Annotated in this window: 11 protein-coding genes; 2 read left to right on the forward strand and 9 right to left on the reverse strand. The window is 51.2% G+C overall.

What is annotated here, in order from left to right:
- Positions 1–11: 11 nt before the first annotated feature.
- The 5 genes from speD to thrS form a co-directional block, all read right to left on the reverse strand.
- On the reverse strand, positions 12–830 hold the full coding sequence (gene speD, locus AR333_RS20965; RefSeq protein ID WP_068777321.1) for an adenosylmethionine decarboxylase: 819 nt from the start codon (positions 828–830) through the stop codon (positions 12–14).
- Positions 831–1,061: 231 nt separating this feature from the next.
- Positions 1,062–2,132: a hypothetical protein gene (locus AR333_RS20970; protein WP_068777322.1), complete on the reverse strand. Its 1,071-nt coding sequence runs from the start codon at positions 2,130–2,132 to the stop codon at positions 1,062–1,064.
- Between the two features lie 337 nt (positions 2,133–2,469).
- On the reverse strand, positions 2,470–3,924 hold the full coding sequence (locus tag AR333_RS20975; RefSeq protein ID WP_084783910.1) for an LLM class flavin-dependent oxidoreductase: 1,455 nt from the start codon (positions 3,922–3,924) through the stop codon (positions 2,470–2,472).
- Positions 3,925–4,228: 304 nt separating this feature from the next.
- A complete protein-coding gene (locus AR333_RS20980) occupies positions 4,229–4,465 on the reverse strand; it encodes a hypothetical protein (protein WP_068777323.1) in 237 nt (78 codons plus the stop codon).
- 233 nt (positions 4,466–4,698) lie between these two features.
- Positions 4,699–6,612 carry a threonine--tRNA ligase gene (thrS, locus tag AR333_RS20985; protein ID WP_068777324.1) on the reverse strand — a complete coding sequence of 638 codons (1,914 nt, stop codon included), beginning with the start codon at positions 6,610–6,612 and terminating at the stop codon, positions 4,699–4,701.
- A gap of 687 nt (positions 6,613–7,299) precedes the next feature.
- Between thrS and AR333_RS20990 the strand changes: the two genes are divergently transcribed.
- The gene (locus AR333_RS20990) at positions 7,300–7,857 is read left to right on the forward strand and encodes a DJ-1/PfpI family protein (protein ID WP_068777325.1); all 558 of its coding nucleotides are present in this window, start codon (positions 7,300–7,302) and stop codon (positions 7,855–7,857) included.
- A 118-nt stretch (positions 7,858–7,975) separates the two neighbouring features.
- Here AR333_RS20990 and AR333_RS20995 read toward each other — a convergent pair whose 3' ends face one another.
- Positions 7,976–9,016 carry a YheC/YheD family protein gene (locus tag AR333_RS20995; RefSeq protein WP_068777326.1) on the reverse strand — a complete coding sequence of 347 codons (1,041 nt, stop codon included), beginning with the start codon at positions 9,014–9,016 and terminating at the stop codon, positions 7,976–7,978.
- Positions 9,017–9,212: 196 nt separating this feature from the next.
- On the opposite strand from AR333_RS20995, the gene AR333_RS25670 reads away from it, so the two are divergent.
- Positions 9,213–10,046, forward strand: coding sequence for a collagen-like protein (locus AR333_RS25670; RefSeq protein ID WP_301336133.1), 834 nt, complete (start codon positions 9,213–9,215; stop codon positions 10,044–10,046).
- A 234-nt stretch (positions 10,047–10,280) separates the two neighbouring features.
- Here the strand turns inward: AR333_RS25670 and opuFB are convergent, their stop codons facing one another.
- From opuFB to AR333_RS21020, 3 genes are all read right to left on the reverse strand, one after another.
- On the reverse strand, positions 10,281–11,798 hold the full coding sequence (opuFB, locus tag AR333_RS21010) for an osmoprotectant update ABC transporter permease/substrate-binding subunit OpuFB (protein WP_068777329.1): 1,518 nt from the start codon (positions 11,796–11,798) through the stop codon (positions 10,281–10,283).
- The gene (locus tag AR333_RS21015) at positions 11,795–12,799 is read right to left on the reverse strand and encodes an ABC transporter ATP-binding protein (RefSeq protein ID WP_068777330.1); all 1,005 of its coding nucleotides are present in this window, start codon (positions 12,797–12,799) and stop codon (positions 11,795–11,797) included. Before AR333_RS21015 ends, opuFB begins: the two co-directional genes overlap by 4 nt.
- A gap of 318 nt (positions 12,800–13,117) precedes the next feature.
- The gene (locus AR333_RS21020; protein WP_068777331.1) at positions 13,118–13,924 is read right to left on the reverse strand and encodes an SDR family NAD(P)-dependent oxidoreductase; all 807 of its coding nucleotides are present in this window, start codon (positions 13,922–13,924) and stop codon (positions 13,118–13,120) included.
- Positions 13,925–13,961: the final 37 nt, after the last annotated feature.

The raw sequence follows: 13,961 nt of genomic DNA on the forward strand, positions 1-13,961 counted from the left end.
GTTCATGCCCCTTAACCGTTAGCAGGAACGATATTTTTCCCATAAAAAATCTCGTCCATTTCCAGCTTGAGACTTTCCGTAATTTCCTGCTGCTCCTGCGGAGTCAGTTTATCCTTGGTGTATCCGAACAAATAGTTGTTGAGATCAAATTTACGCAGTTTACATTTCGTATGGAAAATATTTTCCTGATACACGTTGACGTCAATCATGTCATACGTATCTTTGACGTTATCCGGAATATAATTCTGGATCGAAGTGATTTCATGATCGATAAACAGCTTGTGCCCGTGAATGTCTCTCGTAAAACCGCGTACCCGGTAATCCATCGTAAAGATGTCCGTATCGAAGGAATGAATCAGATAATTGAGCGCTTTAAGCGGAGAAATCTCTCCGCAGGTCGATACATCAATATCCGCGCGAAACGTACTGATTCCTTCATCCGGATGATACTCGGGATACGTATGCACGGTGATATGGCTCTTATCGAGCTGCATAACGACGTTGTCAGGGAGCGGTCCCGGTGACTCGTCGAACGATTCCGTCGGCACTTCTATCACAGGGCCTTCCGAGACGAGCATCGTCACACTCGCTCCTTGAGGCACATAGTCCTGCTGAGCGGTGTTCAGTACATTCGCGCCGATAATATCGGTTACGGTGTTCAAGATTTTCGTCAGCCTCTCGGCACTGTACTGCTCGTCAATATATTCAATATACGCTTCCCGCTCTTCCTTCGTCCGCGTATAACAGATATCGTACATATTAAAGCTTAATGACTTTGTAAGATTATTAAAGCCATGTAAAGTAATCCGCTGTTCATGAGTTAACTTCATTCTAATTCCCCCGATCCCTAGGTAATGGCTTTTGTCTCCCGTAATAAGCTCATGTGATAAAAATCGACAAATTCGCGTATAAAGAGCTATTTTTATTTTTACCCATTCTCATTAATAAAAAACATCTGTGCTTGAAAGGACCGCCCGAACCCCTGACTCCGGTTCTTCGATCCATACCAAAAACGCCGCAATGTCCGATCACATTGCGGCGTTTCCCATTACAGCAGCATCTTACGAAATCCACAGCCCCTGCTCTTTCAAAATTCTCTCTTCATAGTAATCAAACACATTGCGTATAGCCGCTGCCCGGCCATTCATTTCTTTGCGTTTGGCAAAATATTGTGCCGCCATTACGGTGGAGTGCTCCATATACGTTCTAATCCGTAGTTTGGATACCTCCTGCAGTTCGCTCTCATGTTCGATAAGCTCAAACAACTCCCGAGCGTCTTCCTTTTCCCCCGCCAGGCTGAGCAGCACGATTTCTTCACACAAGATAAGCATACCCATAATTCTTTCGCGGCGCTTTAAAGTGTTTTCTTCGAATCCGTCCCTGATCACGGCAATAAAATTAATCCGGTTAATTCCATTCTCCCCGCTGATCTGACTGAAATATTTGGCATAGTAAAGAACAGCCAGATCGTCGAAATTGTCGGCGATAGCCTTTTTGTCGGGAATATATTTATTGAATAAATACCTCTCGGACTCTTCCAGTAAATAGGCCAGACTTTTCTCGCGGGGCACGGGTACCGAGTACAGCACATTCCAGTAAAAAAGCAGCGCTTTGGACGGATCAGACATTTTGCGTGCCATTCTGCCATCTGAGAACAGCAGAGTCCCTCCTCCGTAAATAAGAGACAGTATCCCGAACATCGTGACGAATAAGGTATCGTAGCTTGCTTTGATGACAGTCAGAGCCAACACTCCCGTCAGGATACTGGCAACCGGCCCCAGAATGAAAATGATAGACTGCTTCGCATTATTCTCCCTGTAAGATTCATCGTCTTGGAATTCCGCTACATCGACCAGCACGTGGCCTATCCAATAGAAATTTTTCATCGAAACGTACATTTTCTTATCCAAGACTGATAGAGTAAACGGCCCTAACCGGAAATAAACCACCTTCCTGCATGTAATAAAAGCTCCTATGACGTGTCCCGCCTCATGGATGAACAGCGCGGCAGCGGCAGCCGCGGCGAAGGCGGCAACGGCTAACAGCGCTTCCATTAAATCTACCCGGAATAATAGAAGCAGTACGATAATGACCGCTAGGAAAATAAGAAGTTTTGTTGATTTTTTAGTCATAGCTCTCTCCTTTGCGTATAGACAAGACCTGCGCCCTGGGGATCGGCAGATTCCTGATTGTACAATAGCGATATTTTACCATATGTTGAAAAAGCATTTCAAAGTTTGGAAGCAAAAAACTTTATCGCGTTAATTAATTGTAGTACAAAAATACCCCGAGTCACTTTGTTCAGTGACCCGGAGCAGCGGGATAGATAAACATGCGCTCGCAAGGAAACGGACCTATCCGATAATCACCATCGTTCGAATTAAATGTCTTAATTCCAGCCTGATTAGTTGTTAACGTTAACTTCCTCTGCCGTCATGAATCGGAGATACGGACCGGTGATCTCCAGTATCAGGCACCGCTGACCTCTGCGCCCGCTTCAACCAGCAGCTCCCTCTTCATAAAGTGCCCGGCTGACGGCCTCTCCAGTCCCAGATGCTCGCGCAGCGTCCTCCCGCTGTAATCGCTTCGGAACAAACCGCGGTCCTGCAGAATAGGCACGACCTTGTCCACGAAATCATCCAGATGTCCGGGAAGCACGGGCGGCATGATGTTGAAGCCATCGCAGCCGTACTCCTCGAACCACTGCTCCATCAGATCCGCCAGCTGCTGCGGCGTGCCGACGAACTGGAGGTGGCCTCTGGCTCCGATGAGCCGCTTGCCGATCTCGCGGATCGACAGCCGCTCCCGCCGGGCCGTGTCCATAATGAGCTGGACACGGCTTTTCATCCCGTTGGAGGCGCCTACGGGATCGGGGATCTCCGGCAGCTGCCCGTCGAGCGGATAACTGCCGAGGTCGAAGTTCAGCAGACCGGACAGCATCAGGACAATCGTATCGTCCGGGATGAGATCCTGGAGCTGCCTGAAGCGAAGCTGCGCTTCTTCTTCGGTGTCGCCTATGACCGGCGACAAGCCCGGCATGATCTTCAGGCTGCCGGGCTGCCTGCCATACTCCGCCAGCTTGCCGTTTAAGCCGGCGTAAAACTCCTTCGCCGCAGCCAGCGACTGCTGTGCGGTGAAGATTACTTCGCCGAAGCTGGCGGCGAAGTCCTGCCCCGGGCCGGAAGACCCGGCCTGGATGAGGACGGGATAGCCCTGCGGAGGCCGCGGTACGTTGAGCGGCCCGCGTGTAGAATACCACTGCCCGGTGTAACCGGCAGGGGTGATCCGCGCCTCGTCGGCGAACTGCCCCGACTGGCGGTCCAGGATGAGCGCGTCATCCTGCCAGCTGTCCCACAGCCGGGTCGCCGCTTCCGCGAACTCGCGGGCCATCTCATAGCGGAGACCGTGCTCGGGATGCTTCTCGCGCCCGTAGTTCTGCGCCTCGACATCCAGCTGCGAGGTGACGATGTTCCAGCCTGCACGGCCGCCGCTGATGTGGTCCAGCGTTGCGAACTTCCGCGCCACATTGTAAGGCTCATTGTATGTCGTTGACACTGTAGCCGTAAGACCGATCCGATCCGTCACGACCGAGAGGGCCGACAGCAGCGTCAGCGGCTCCAGCATTCCTGCCGCGGCAGGACCGACGTTCTGTGCGTAAAGCAGATCCGCGAAGAAGATCATATCGAATTTGCCGCGCTCGGCAGTCTGCGCCAGCTTCTTGTAGAAGCCCAAATCGAACATGCTCTCGACGCCTGAGTCAGGCTGACGCCAAGCTGTGTGATGATGGCCGGTGTAGTACAGAAATGCACCCAAGTGAAGCTGTCCCTCTCTCCGGCCGGCACGTTCAGGAGAACTGTGCCCCCCTGAATCCCCCGTTGTACTAGCGATTTCATCGCTCTCCCTGCTTTTTTTCCATTCGTGCATCCCATTCCATCTCCCTTGTAGTAATTAACTTTACTTTTCCAACCGGTTTAATAGACTTTAGGTTATAAAAAAAGAGACCTAGCGGCTGCCCCAACAGGCACAGCGCGCTAAATCTCCAGTGGTCTGGTAGAATTACCGTCTATTCAATATACGAAGTTTCACATGACGTTATTGTAACGAGACTTGTGAAAAGCTGTCAATTCAATTTTGCGCTTGCTGCCTTCCTGTCCCTCTCCCAGTAAAAAAACAGTTATCCGGGACGGATATGTCCCGTTAACTGTTCTCGCGCTCCATTACCCTGCCCTTATGTCCAAGCCCAGAAAAAACCGTCTCGTTCCCAGGCCACTTTGCCGCCATGCAGTTTGCGGAAAGCTTTTATCACATCTTTGGATAGGGATGCATTTCCGTTCTCATTCACATGTACGAAGTGTTCGCCAAAATGCGATTTGATATAGGCTATCGCCTCTTCTTGTCTGAGAATTCCTTTGAATTTCGTTTCGTTAACCATCCATTCCGCAACCTCTTGAGGTGTAATTTCCACGGCTACCCACTCCTTATCTGTATCTAAAGTAACAGGTCATCCGCTGTAATGCAAAAGTCCGGATTTACCTGCATCACTTCCACTTTTGCACAATGAAGATGCTAATAAGCGTAATCATCGTCCGAACGATTCTGAAAATACCGCTTTTGAATATCCGCAGGACTAAGATGCTCCATCAGAGGCAGGCCTAACGAATTAACCGGACACCCCTTACCTGTTCGTCACAAACTTCTTTACGTCCGCGACTTCATTTCGGCCAGCATATGCTCCGCAATTTCCTGTACGCTCCTGCCGCCAAGATCACCCTCGCCTCTTTTGCGGATCGAGACAGTACCCTGAATCCGCTCATTCTCACCGACAATCAGCATGTAAGGGACTTTCTCCATCTGCGCTTCGCGGATCTTGTAGCCGAGCTTCTCGCTGCGGCCGTCTACCTCGATGCGGATACCTGCATCCAGCAGCTCTTTCCTCACCTGCATAGCATAGTCCAGGTAATTATCGGACACCGGCAGAACCTTGGCCTGTACCGGTGCCAGCCAGAGCGGGAATTGCCCGCTGTAATGCTCCGTCAGGATTCCGATAAACCGGTCGATGGAGCCGTACACGGCGCGGTGAATAACCACGGGCCGGTGCTTCAGGTTATCCTCGCCGATATAGGACAGCCCGAACTTCTCGGGCATCTGGAAGTCCAGCTGGATTGTAGCGCACTGCCAGCTCCGCTTCAGCGCATCCCGGATATGGAAATCAATCTTGGGACCGTAGAACGCTCCGTCCCCTTCGCTGAGCCGGTACTCCGCTCCGCGGCGCTCCAGCACGCTCTTAAGCGCATTCTCGGCCTGATCCCACAGCTCTTCCGAACCCATGGAATCTTCGGGACGAGTAGACAGCTCCATCGAATATTCGAAGCCGAACACCTGATAGAACTGGTCGATCAGCGAGATGACGCGGGAAATTTCCTCTTCAATCTGATCCGGCCGTACGAAAAGATGTGCATCATCCTGACAAAATGTGCGGACACGCATCATGCCGTTCAGAGCGCCTGACAGCTCGTGCCGGTGCACCTGGCCGAATTCCGACAGGCGGATCGGCAGCTCCCGGTAGGAACGGAGGCTGTTTTTGAAAATAAGCATATGTCCCGGGCAGTTCATCGGCTTCAAAGCAAACTTCGTCTCATCGACATCCGTAAAGTACATGTTGTCGCGGTAATGATCCCAGTGTCCGGACTGCTCCCACAGCCGCTGGTTCATCATGAGCGGAGTGCGGACTTCCTCGTAATCCTCCTTCGCCTGAAGCTCCCGTGAGAAGCTCTCCAGCTCGTTGCGGACAGCCATCCCGCCCGGCAGATAGAACGGCATTCCCGGCGCTTCCTCCGAGAACATGAACAGGCCCAGTTCCTTCCCGAGCTTGCGGTGATCCCGCTTCTTCGCTTCCTCGAGCATATCCAGATGCTCATCCAGCTGAGCCTTCTTCGGGAACGCCGTTCCATAGATGCGCTGCAGCATCTTGTTGTCCGAGTCGCCGCGCCAGTAAGCACCCGCCACATTCAGCAGCTTGAAGGCCTTGATCCGGCCGGTCGAGGGCAAATGCGGTCCCCGGCACAGATCCAGAAACTCACCCTGCTCATATATCGTAAGGACCGCCTCTTCCGGCAGATCACGGATCAGCTCCAGCTTGAGCGGGTCGTTCTTCTCTTCAAAAATTGCGGCTGCTTCTTCACGGCTTACAACTCTGCGCTGAATCGGGAAATTCTCCTGGACAATCTTCCCCATCTCCTGCTCGATGGCAGTGAGATCTTCGGTAGAAAGCGGCTTTTCTATATCCATGTCATAATAAAATCCATCGTCAATGACGGGCCCGATTCCAAGCTTTACCGACTCTTCCCCGTAAATACGCTTGACCGCCTGGGCCATCAGATGCGCCGTACTGTGCCGGTAAATCTCCAGCCCTTCCTTGCTGTCCAGCGTTATGATCTCCAGCACGCAGTCCTCCTCAACGGGACGGCTTAAATCCGTGGGAACACCGTTCACCAATCCCGCCACGGCTTGCTTCTTCAGACCGGAGCTGATCGATCCTGCGACTTGTTCAATCGTCGTGCCGTGCGAGAACTCCCTAACATTTCCGCTTGGCAGCGTCACTTTGATCCACATATCCATTCCTCCAGATTAGGGTTATTTGAACGCAAAAAAAACGCATCGTCATCCAAGGGACGAGTGCGTTCAGCTCGTGGTTCCACCCTAATTCGACCCCTTTGGTCCAGCGCCGGCTAGCCGGGCTTCTGCATCCAATAAGGGTCCTCATCAAGCATCCGTTAACGGGGATAAGGCGGCGCTGCTTAATTGCTCTGCTTGCACGAGCAGCAGTTTCAGCAGCACGGCTGCAAAGGGGTAATTCCGTTATCAGTCGCTGAAGGGGTTCGCAGCTTGTGCCCCTCTCTCTGTGCAGCCGGATAACGGAATGTTGTCTCTGGTCAATGCCGGGTTGATCTATCTTGGGGATCATTATATAGTTCCACATTGTGTCAGGTCAAGAGCAAACAAGCGGATTATTTGACCGGCCTGTCACGAATGAGCCGCATCTCGGCCGAACGCCTCAACTTCATTGGGGGCCGGAAGTGAGGTCTGCGCAACCAAGCGCGTAACCGTGATGGCTCCTAACTTGGAGGCAAAAGCGAAAGCTTCCGTGAACTCCGCTCCCTCTCTCAAGCGTACAACCCGGTGGAATTCTTCTTCATTCTTCTCTTTACAGAATTTCCAGTATCCTTCAGAATCAGGATAAGGGGAAATCTCACAGGCTTGTTTTCCCCCTGAGACTATATCTGCTGGAGGAGTGATCCTATGTCCAAGAAGATCCTTTTCATTACAGGCGATGCCGTCGAAGCTCTGGAAATTTATTATCCTTATTATCGTACACTGGAAGAAGGTTATAGTGCGGTCATCGCTTCACCGGCCAAAAAAGTACTGAACACGGTCATTCACGATTTCATCGGGTGGGATACATACACCGAGAAACAAGGATATTTGCTCGAATCCCATGTATCCTTCGCCGATGTGGACCCTGCCGAATTCGATGGTCTTATCATACCTGGTGGCCGGGCTCCCGAGTACATCCGGCTGGATGAGAACATTCCGCGCATCTTGAGTCATTTCTTCGAGAACAACAAACCCGTCGGCGCGATCTGCCATGCAGCGCTTGTTCTTGCCGCTTTGAAGGACAACCAGTACTTCCAAGGGCGTACGATGACGGCCTATACGGCCTGCCGTTATGACGTGGAAAGTCTGGGTGCAACCTACACGACGGATACGCTGCACGTCGACGGCAACATTGTGTCAGGCCACGCCTGGCCGGATCTGCCGGGATTTATGCGGGAGTTCCTGAAGTTGATTAGAAGTTAAATTATTACATTAATTAGTCTTCATACATTAAAAAAACAGTGCCCGCCGCAGGCACTGTTTTTTATTCAAATTTTGCGTAAATATAGGAAATCTCGCGATCGTCAAAATATACAATCTCTCAAAATTGTGATAAATAATAAGCATATTCAATGGGTCTGCTATAGATAAGTTTCATATGTTTAAATCGTTTCATATCATGATAAATAGTTTTTTGGGGTTTTCCGTTCATTTCAATAATCCATAACTTCTTCTGTTCATCCAGGACAAAATCCACACTCAGTTCTCCCAGTAATCCCGTAATAGTTTCTGCTTCTTTAGCAGCTTCCACACTTACCTCCGACAGAGATTTGAGGGTTTCGTCCATTTTTTCCGCTGAAAATAATTTAGAAAAAATTTCTGCAGCATCGCAGACAGTTTTGCACATGCTCGTGTTAAAGTAATCATCGTAAGCCACTCTTGATGTCAAGGCAGAGACCGTCCATTCTCCAAGAATGCCTTTCTGGACAAGGACACGGATATCAAAATACTGACGATCAAGCCGACCCGCACGGATTCCTTGCTGGACCATATATTTCCCCGTACTGAGCAGTTCATTTAATTTAGCCTGAATGTCTTCATTTTTCCTGCAAATAAATCTTGGAGCCAGAGTGTGCATAGAGATGTGAATATCCCCATACTCCATTCGTTCAAGCCGGTAAACGGACTCTCCCTTAGATCCATACAAAGGCTTAATATACAGAAGTTTATATTGCTCTAATAGTTTTGATATATTCACTTCATGATATAAAAAAGAATCGGGTACATAAGGATAAATAGCGGACTGTTTTAACAGGTGATAGAAGTCCCATTTATTAAATGAATTAATACTGTTAAAACATTTATTCCTTCCGATTGTTCTCTCCAACCGTTGTATGGTTATTAATCTATCTTTGTTAAAACAACGGTTATAGACAACATGCGGAAAAGGGAAGGAGCTTTGTTTCCATTTGCCCTTTGTGAAGCTAAATCCAATAATCTGCTGTTCTTCCCACACAATATCTTCCGGAGTAAAAGCGTAAAGTTTAAGTTTTAAATGGTGATACCGTTGATAAAGCTCCAATATTCTCTTCCGGCTGCTCCTCTTCTCTACCAAAATACCTATTAAAGGGCGTTTCTCCACTCCCATCACTCCCTAGACTTTCTTACCTTATCAAATGCAGGCAAAGGAATAATGGTATGGGGCTCCGGCATAGCTGAAAGATATTCAGCCAATGTACGCCTCTATTAGCCTATTTAAAATTTGATAGGTGTTTGTTGTGTCTATCTTTCCAGGCTTTTAATAGGATGAATTACGTTTGCTAAGGGGAGATGAGCATATGGGAAAATGTAATTGTCCACCAGGACCTCCAGGACCAGAAGGGCCAAGAGGCCTCCAAGGGCCGCAAGGAATCCCAGGACCTACTGGACCGGCAGGAGGTCCGGTTGGCCCCACAGGGCAGGCGGGACCTCCCGGGCCGGCAGGTGCTACAGGTCCTGCGGGACCCGCGGGAGGGCCTCCAGGACCCGCTGGTCCCGCAGGACCGACTGGTGCCACAGGACCGGCAGGAGGTCCGGTTGGACCGACAGGACCCGCTGGTCCCGCAGGACCTGCTGGAGCCACAGGGCCCGCGGGAGGTCCGGTTGGACCGACAGGGCCGGCAGGCGCCGCAGGATCGGCAGGACCCGCAGGCGCTACAGGCGCTACGGGACCGGCAGGACCGGCAGGTGTTACGGGTCCAACAGGTGGAGTATTAGGCTTTGCTGATTTTTTTGCATTGATGCCGCCGGATAACGCAGCTACAGTCGCCCCCGGTACAGACGTAAGTTTCCCACAGAACGGACCTACTAGCGGGGCCGCTATCGTTCGTACGGGCCCCAGCACATTTAACTTGGCTGCAATCGGCACATATCAGGTTTTGTTCCAGGTAAGCGTGGCCGAAGCAGGCCAACTCATCTTAACCCTCGGCGGTGCTGATCTGGCTTATACTGTAGTCGGGCGAGCAACAGGCACTTCTCAGATCGTAGGAATAGCTCTTGTACAAACAACAGTCATCAACTCCATTCTCACCGTACGAAATCCTGCGGGCAACTCCACGGCATTAACCATCACCCCTCTTGCCGGAGGAACAAGGCCGGTTTCCGCACACCTTGTTATCACACAAATCGCATAGAGAGAAATGGATCGGCTCATTCGTACCAATCTGCATTTAACGCCTGCTGCTATCCATCTTCAAAATGGATGATGTAACTGCGGTAGACACAATAATTTTAGTGTTTTAAAACAGCAAAGAGGGCAGCCTGTGACGGCTGCCCTCTTCTTTTTGGCGGACGATAAACTAAACCTCCTGCCGCTTCTTCCCCAGAAGAGCTGCAGGTGCGGACGATGAAGAACCCGCCGCGCCTCCCTATTTCAAAAGCCCCGCTTTCGCCAGATAATCCTTGGCGGTCTGTTCGGTCGAAGCTCCCTCTACATTCACCTTGTAATTCATTTCGCGCATCTCATCATCGGTAATTTTACCGGCCAATTGATTCAGCACATCCCGGAGTTCCGGATGCTTATCGAGTGTTTCGGTACGGAGTACCGGAGCGCCCTGATAAGGCGGGAACAGCTCCTTGTCATCCTGAAGCGTCGTAAGATTGTACTGTCTCAGTTCGCTATCCGTAGAGTAGGCGTCCACCATCGTGATATCTCCTGACTGGATCGCCTGATATCGGATTTTGGGCTCCATTTTGCTCAGGTTAGGGAAAGTAAGTCCGTAGAGCTTCTGGATACCCTTATAGCCGTCCTCACGATCGGAGAATTCGAGGGTGAAGCCCGCTTTGATGGTGTTCTGCACCTTCTGAAGGTCGGAGATGGTCTTCAGGTTCTGCTTCTGCGCCAGGTCCGCCGTGACGGCTAACGCATACGTATTGTTATAAGCCATAGGCTCCAGCATCTCCATGCCGAACTTATCCAGCATTCCTTGGCGCGCCTGGTCGTAGACCTGCTTGCGGTCTGTGCTGACCGGCGTTTCTTTAATAAATTCCGAGATCGCCGTCCCTGTAAATTCCGGATAAATGTCGATCTCGCCGGACTTAAGAGCATTGAAGACGAACGAAGTCTTGCCGAGCCCCGGCTTCAGTTCGACCGTAAGGTCCGTGTCCTGCTCAATGAGCTGCTTGTACATCTGAATGAGAATTTCCGGCTCGGCGCCAAGTTTCCCCGCGATCACCAGATTCTTATCCTTGCCTCCCGTGAAATACGGAATTACGATCAGCAGCGCAGCGACCAGTACGGCCGCACCTGCGACTGGCAGGAAGCGGCGGAAGGACAACCGTTCGAAGCCGCGCAGCAGCAGGTCGAACAAAATCGCCAGCAGCGCTGCCGGTATTGCGCCGAGAATAATCAGCGCCGAATCGTTGCGGTCGATTCCGAGCAGAATCAGCTCGCCGAGGCCGCCCGCTCCGATCAAAGCCGCCAGGGTCGCGGTGCTGATGATCAGGACCGTAGCGGTCCGGATGCCCGCGAGGATGACGGGCAGCGCAAGCGGCAGCTCTACCTTGAGCAGCCGCTTGCGGCTGTTCATCCCCATGGCCCGCGAAGCTTCGATCAGAGACGGATCGACTTCCTTGATCCCTGTGTAGGTATTGCGCAGAATCGGCAGCAGAGCATAAATGACCAGCGCAATTACAGCCGGCACTCGGCCTATGCCGAATAAGGGAATCAGCATCCCGAGCAGCGCCAGAGACGGTATCGTCTGAAGTACGGCCGTAACGCCGATGATGCTTTCAGCCGCCTTGGGCTTCCGGGTCAAATATATTCCCAGCGGAATAGCGATTAGCAGGGCAAAAAAGAGAGCAATCACCGACAGGATCATATGATCTATAATGGCTCCCAGCAATTGCGATTGTCTTTCCTGGAACACCTGGAAAAATGTATTCATTGGACAGCACCCGCCTTGACCCGTTCCGACATGAATTGCAAGAGAGATTGCCGCGTAATGCTGCCGAGTATCGCGCCATTCTTCTCCACGATGATGCTGTCATCCGCCGCAAAAAGCTCCAAAGCATCTTCCAGCGTGGTGTCCGCGCTCACAACCGCAGCGGGCGCCGGGGTCCCCGCTATGGCGCCAGCTCCCGCGTGATCCGCATGGACCTCAGTGCGGCCGGCTGCCCGCAAGATCTCTTCGAGCGTCAGATTCCCGCTGAACATCGACTGCCTCGATGCTCCGCCGACGAATTGCCGGACGAAATCGCTGGCCGGATGCTCCAAGAAGCCCTGCGGCGTATCGAGCTGCTCGATTCTGCCTTCGTTCATGAGGCAGATGCGGTCTCCGAGCTTCAGCGCTTCTTGAATATCGTGGGTAACGAACACGATTGTTTTCTTAATGCGATTCTGAAGCTCGAGCAAATCATTCTGCAGCTTCTCGCGGCTGAGCGGGTCCAGTGCACTGAACGGCTCGTCCATCAGAATAATCCCAGGATCTGAAGCCAGGGCCCGGATCACTCCGATCCGCTGCTGCTGTCCGCCGGACAGCTCGGCCGGCTTGCGGGAGCGGTACTCGGCCGGGTCCAGCCCGACCATCTCCAGCAGCTCATCCACCCTTTTGCTTATGCGGCTGCGCTCCCATTTCCTCAGCTCCGGAACGATGGAAATGTTCTCTTCGATTGTCATATGCGGGAACAGCGCAATCTGCTGGAGTACATAACCGATGTTCCAGCGCAGCTCATGGATGTCGTACTCGCTGATTTTTTTACCGTTAATCCACAGGGTGCCTTCCGACAGCGGGATTAGTCGGTTGATCATTTTTAGCGTAGTCGTTTTACCGCAGCCGCTAGGACCGATCAACACAAAAAATTCACCCTCCCGGATCGTCAAATCCAGAGAGTCTACGGCTGTCACATTACCTGCGTAATGCTTGGATACATTCTCAAAACGGATCATAAAGTTCTCCTTTACCGGCGGCTCAATTCCTTCCATACATATGCGGGTGTGTCTGTTCATAAGCTTATTTTGTATGAGCCCCATAACGGCCTGTTTGTTTCTTCTATATAATAGCCGCTAAACGCATAAATGAATCTCTTCCGTACCTGTCTAGGCGGGGAAACTATTGGTAAAACAAAAATACGCGAGGACCGACAAAGCATCGATCGCCGCGTATTATTCAGATAATCATCTCTATACAACATAAACAGCATTGACTATTTCTTCATTTGAAATATAGTCAATGTTGTTTATATATTGAATGAAGCCAAAAGCGTATTAGCCTTGACTCTTGGCAGCCAATTCCCGAAAATCGGGAGCTGTAGGGTTAGAGAGGTAGTGACCGCCCTCTACCTGCAGAGTTTGACCGGTAACGAATTTGGATTCATCCGAAGCAAAGAACAGAACCGCGCTCGCAATATCATCCGCTTCGCCATGATAGGGAAGGGCGTTGTATTTTCCGAAAATTTCCAGCATTTGCGGAGGAATGTTGTTCTTCGCAGCCGGAGTCAGTATGAGTCCGGGCGCTACGCCGTTGCAGCGGATATTCTGGCGGCCGTATTGAGCCGCTACGTATTTGGTCACATTTACAACCGCAGCTTTGGAAGCTCCGTATGCAAGACGGATCACGTCTCCGGCAAAAGCAGCCATGGAAGCCGTATTAATGATGGACCCGCCGCCCGCTTCGATCATATGAGGAATGGCATATTTGCAGCCGATAACCACACTCTTAAGATTTACATTCATCAAACGGTCCCATTCGTCCAGATCAATGTTCACTACATCCAGATCTTTCTGAAGATTCGTTAAGCCTACGTTGTTGAACAGCACATGAATAGCACCGAACTTCTCAACAGTTAGGTCGATCGTCGCTTTAATGGATTCTTCTTTGGAAGCATCCAGGAATATACCGATAGCTTCGCCGCCCTGGCTGACGATTTCCTGCGCCGCCTGCTCGGCTCCGGCTTGATTGAAGTCGGCAATTACGACTTTAGCGCCTTCTTTGGCAAACATTTGAGCGGTGGCAAGACCGATGCCCGATGCTCCGCCTGTTACAATAGCTACTTTACCTTGTACGCGTCCCATAGATGTCTTCTCCTTTAAGTTGGAAGCGGCTACCGGC

This window comes from Paenibacillus sp. FJAT-26967, from assembly GCF_001541095.1.
Classification (GTDB): Bacteria; Bacillota; Bacilli; order Paenibacillales; family NBRC-103111; genus Paenibacillus_F.

Bases quoted from the DNA above. Each gene is read 5' to 3' on its own strand.
- AR333_RS25670 (WP_301336133.1), top strand. From the start codon at position 9,213: ATGGGAAAATGTAATTGTCCACCAGGACCTCCAGGACCAGAAGGGCCA.
- AR333_RS21020 (WP_068777331.1), bottom strand. From the start codon at position 13,924: ATGGGACGCGTACAAGGTAAAGTAGCTATTGTAACAGGCGGAGCATCG.
- AR333_RS20970 (WP_068777322.1), bottom strand. From the start codon at position 2,132: ATGACTAAAAAATCAACAAAACTTCTTATTTTCCTAGCGGTCATTATC.
- AR333_RS20975 (WP_084783910.1), bottom strand. From the start codon at position 3,924: ATGCACGAATGGAAAAAAAGCAGGGAGAGCGATGAAATCGCTAGTACA.
- speD (WP_068777321.1), bottom strand. From the start codon at position 830: ATGAAGTTAACTCATGAACAGCGGATTACTTTACATGGCTTTAATAAT.
- AR333_RS21015 (WP_068777330.1), bottom strand. From the start codon at position 12,799: ATGATCCGTTTTGAGAATGTATCCAAGCATTACGCAGGTAATGTGACA.
- opuFB (WP_068777329.1), bottom strand. From the start codon at position 11,798: ATGAATACATTTTTCCAGGTGTTCCAGGAAAGACAATCGCAATTGCTG.
- AR333_RS20990 (WP_068777325.1), top strand. From the start codon at position 7,300: ATGTCCAAGAAGATCCTTTTCATTACAGGCGATGCCGTCGAAGCTCTG.
- thrS (WP_068777324.1), bottom strand. From the start codon at position 6,612: ATGTGGATCAAAGTGACGCTGCCAAGCGGAAATGTTAGGGAGTTCTCG.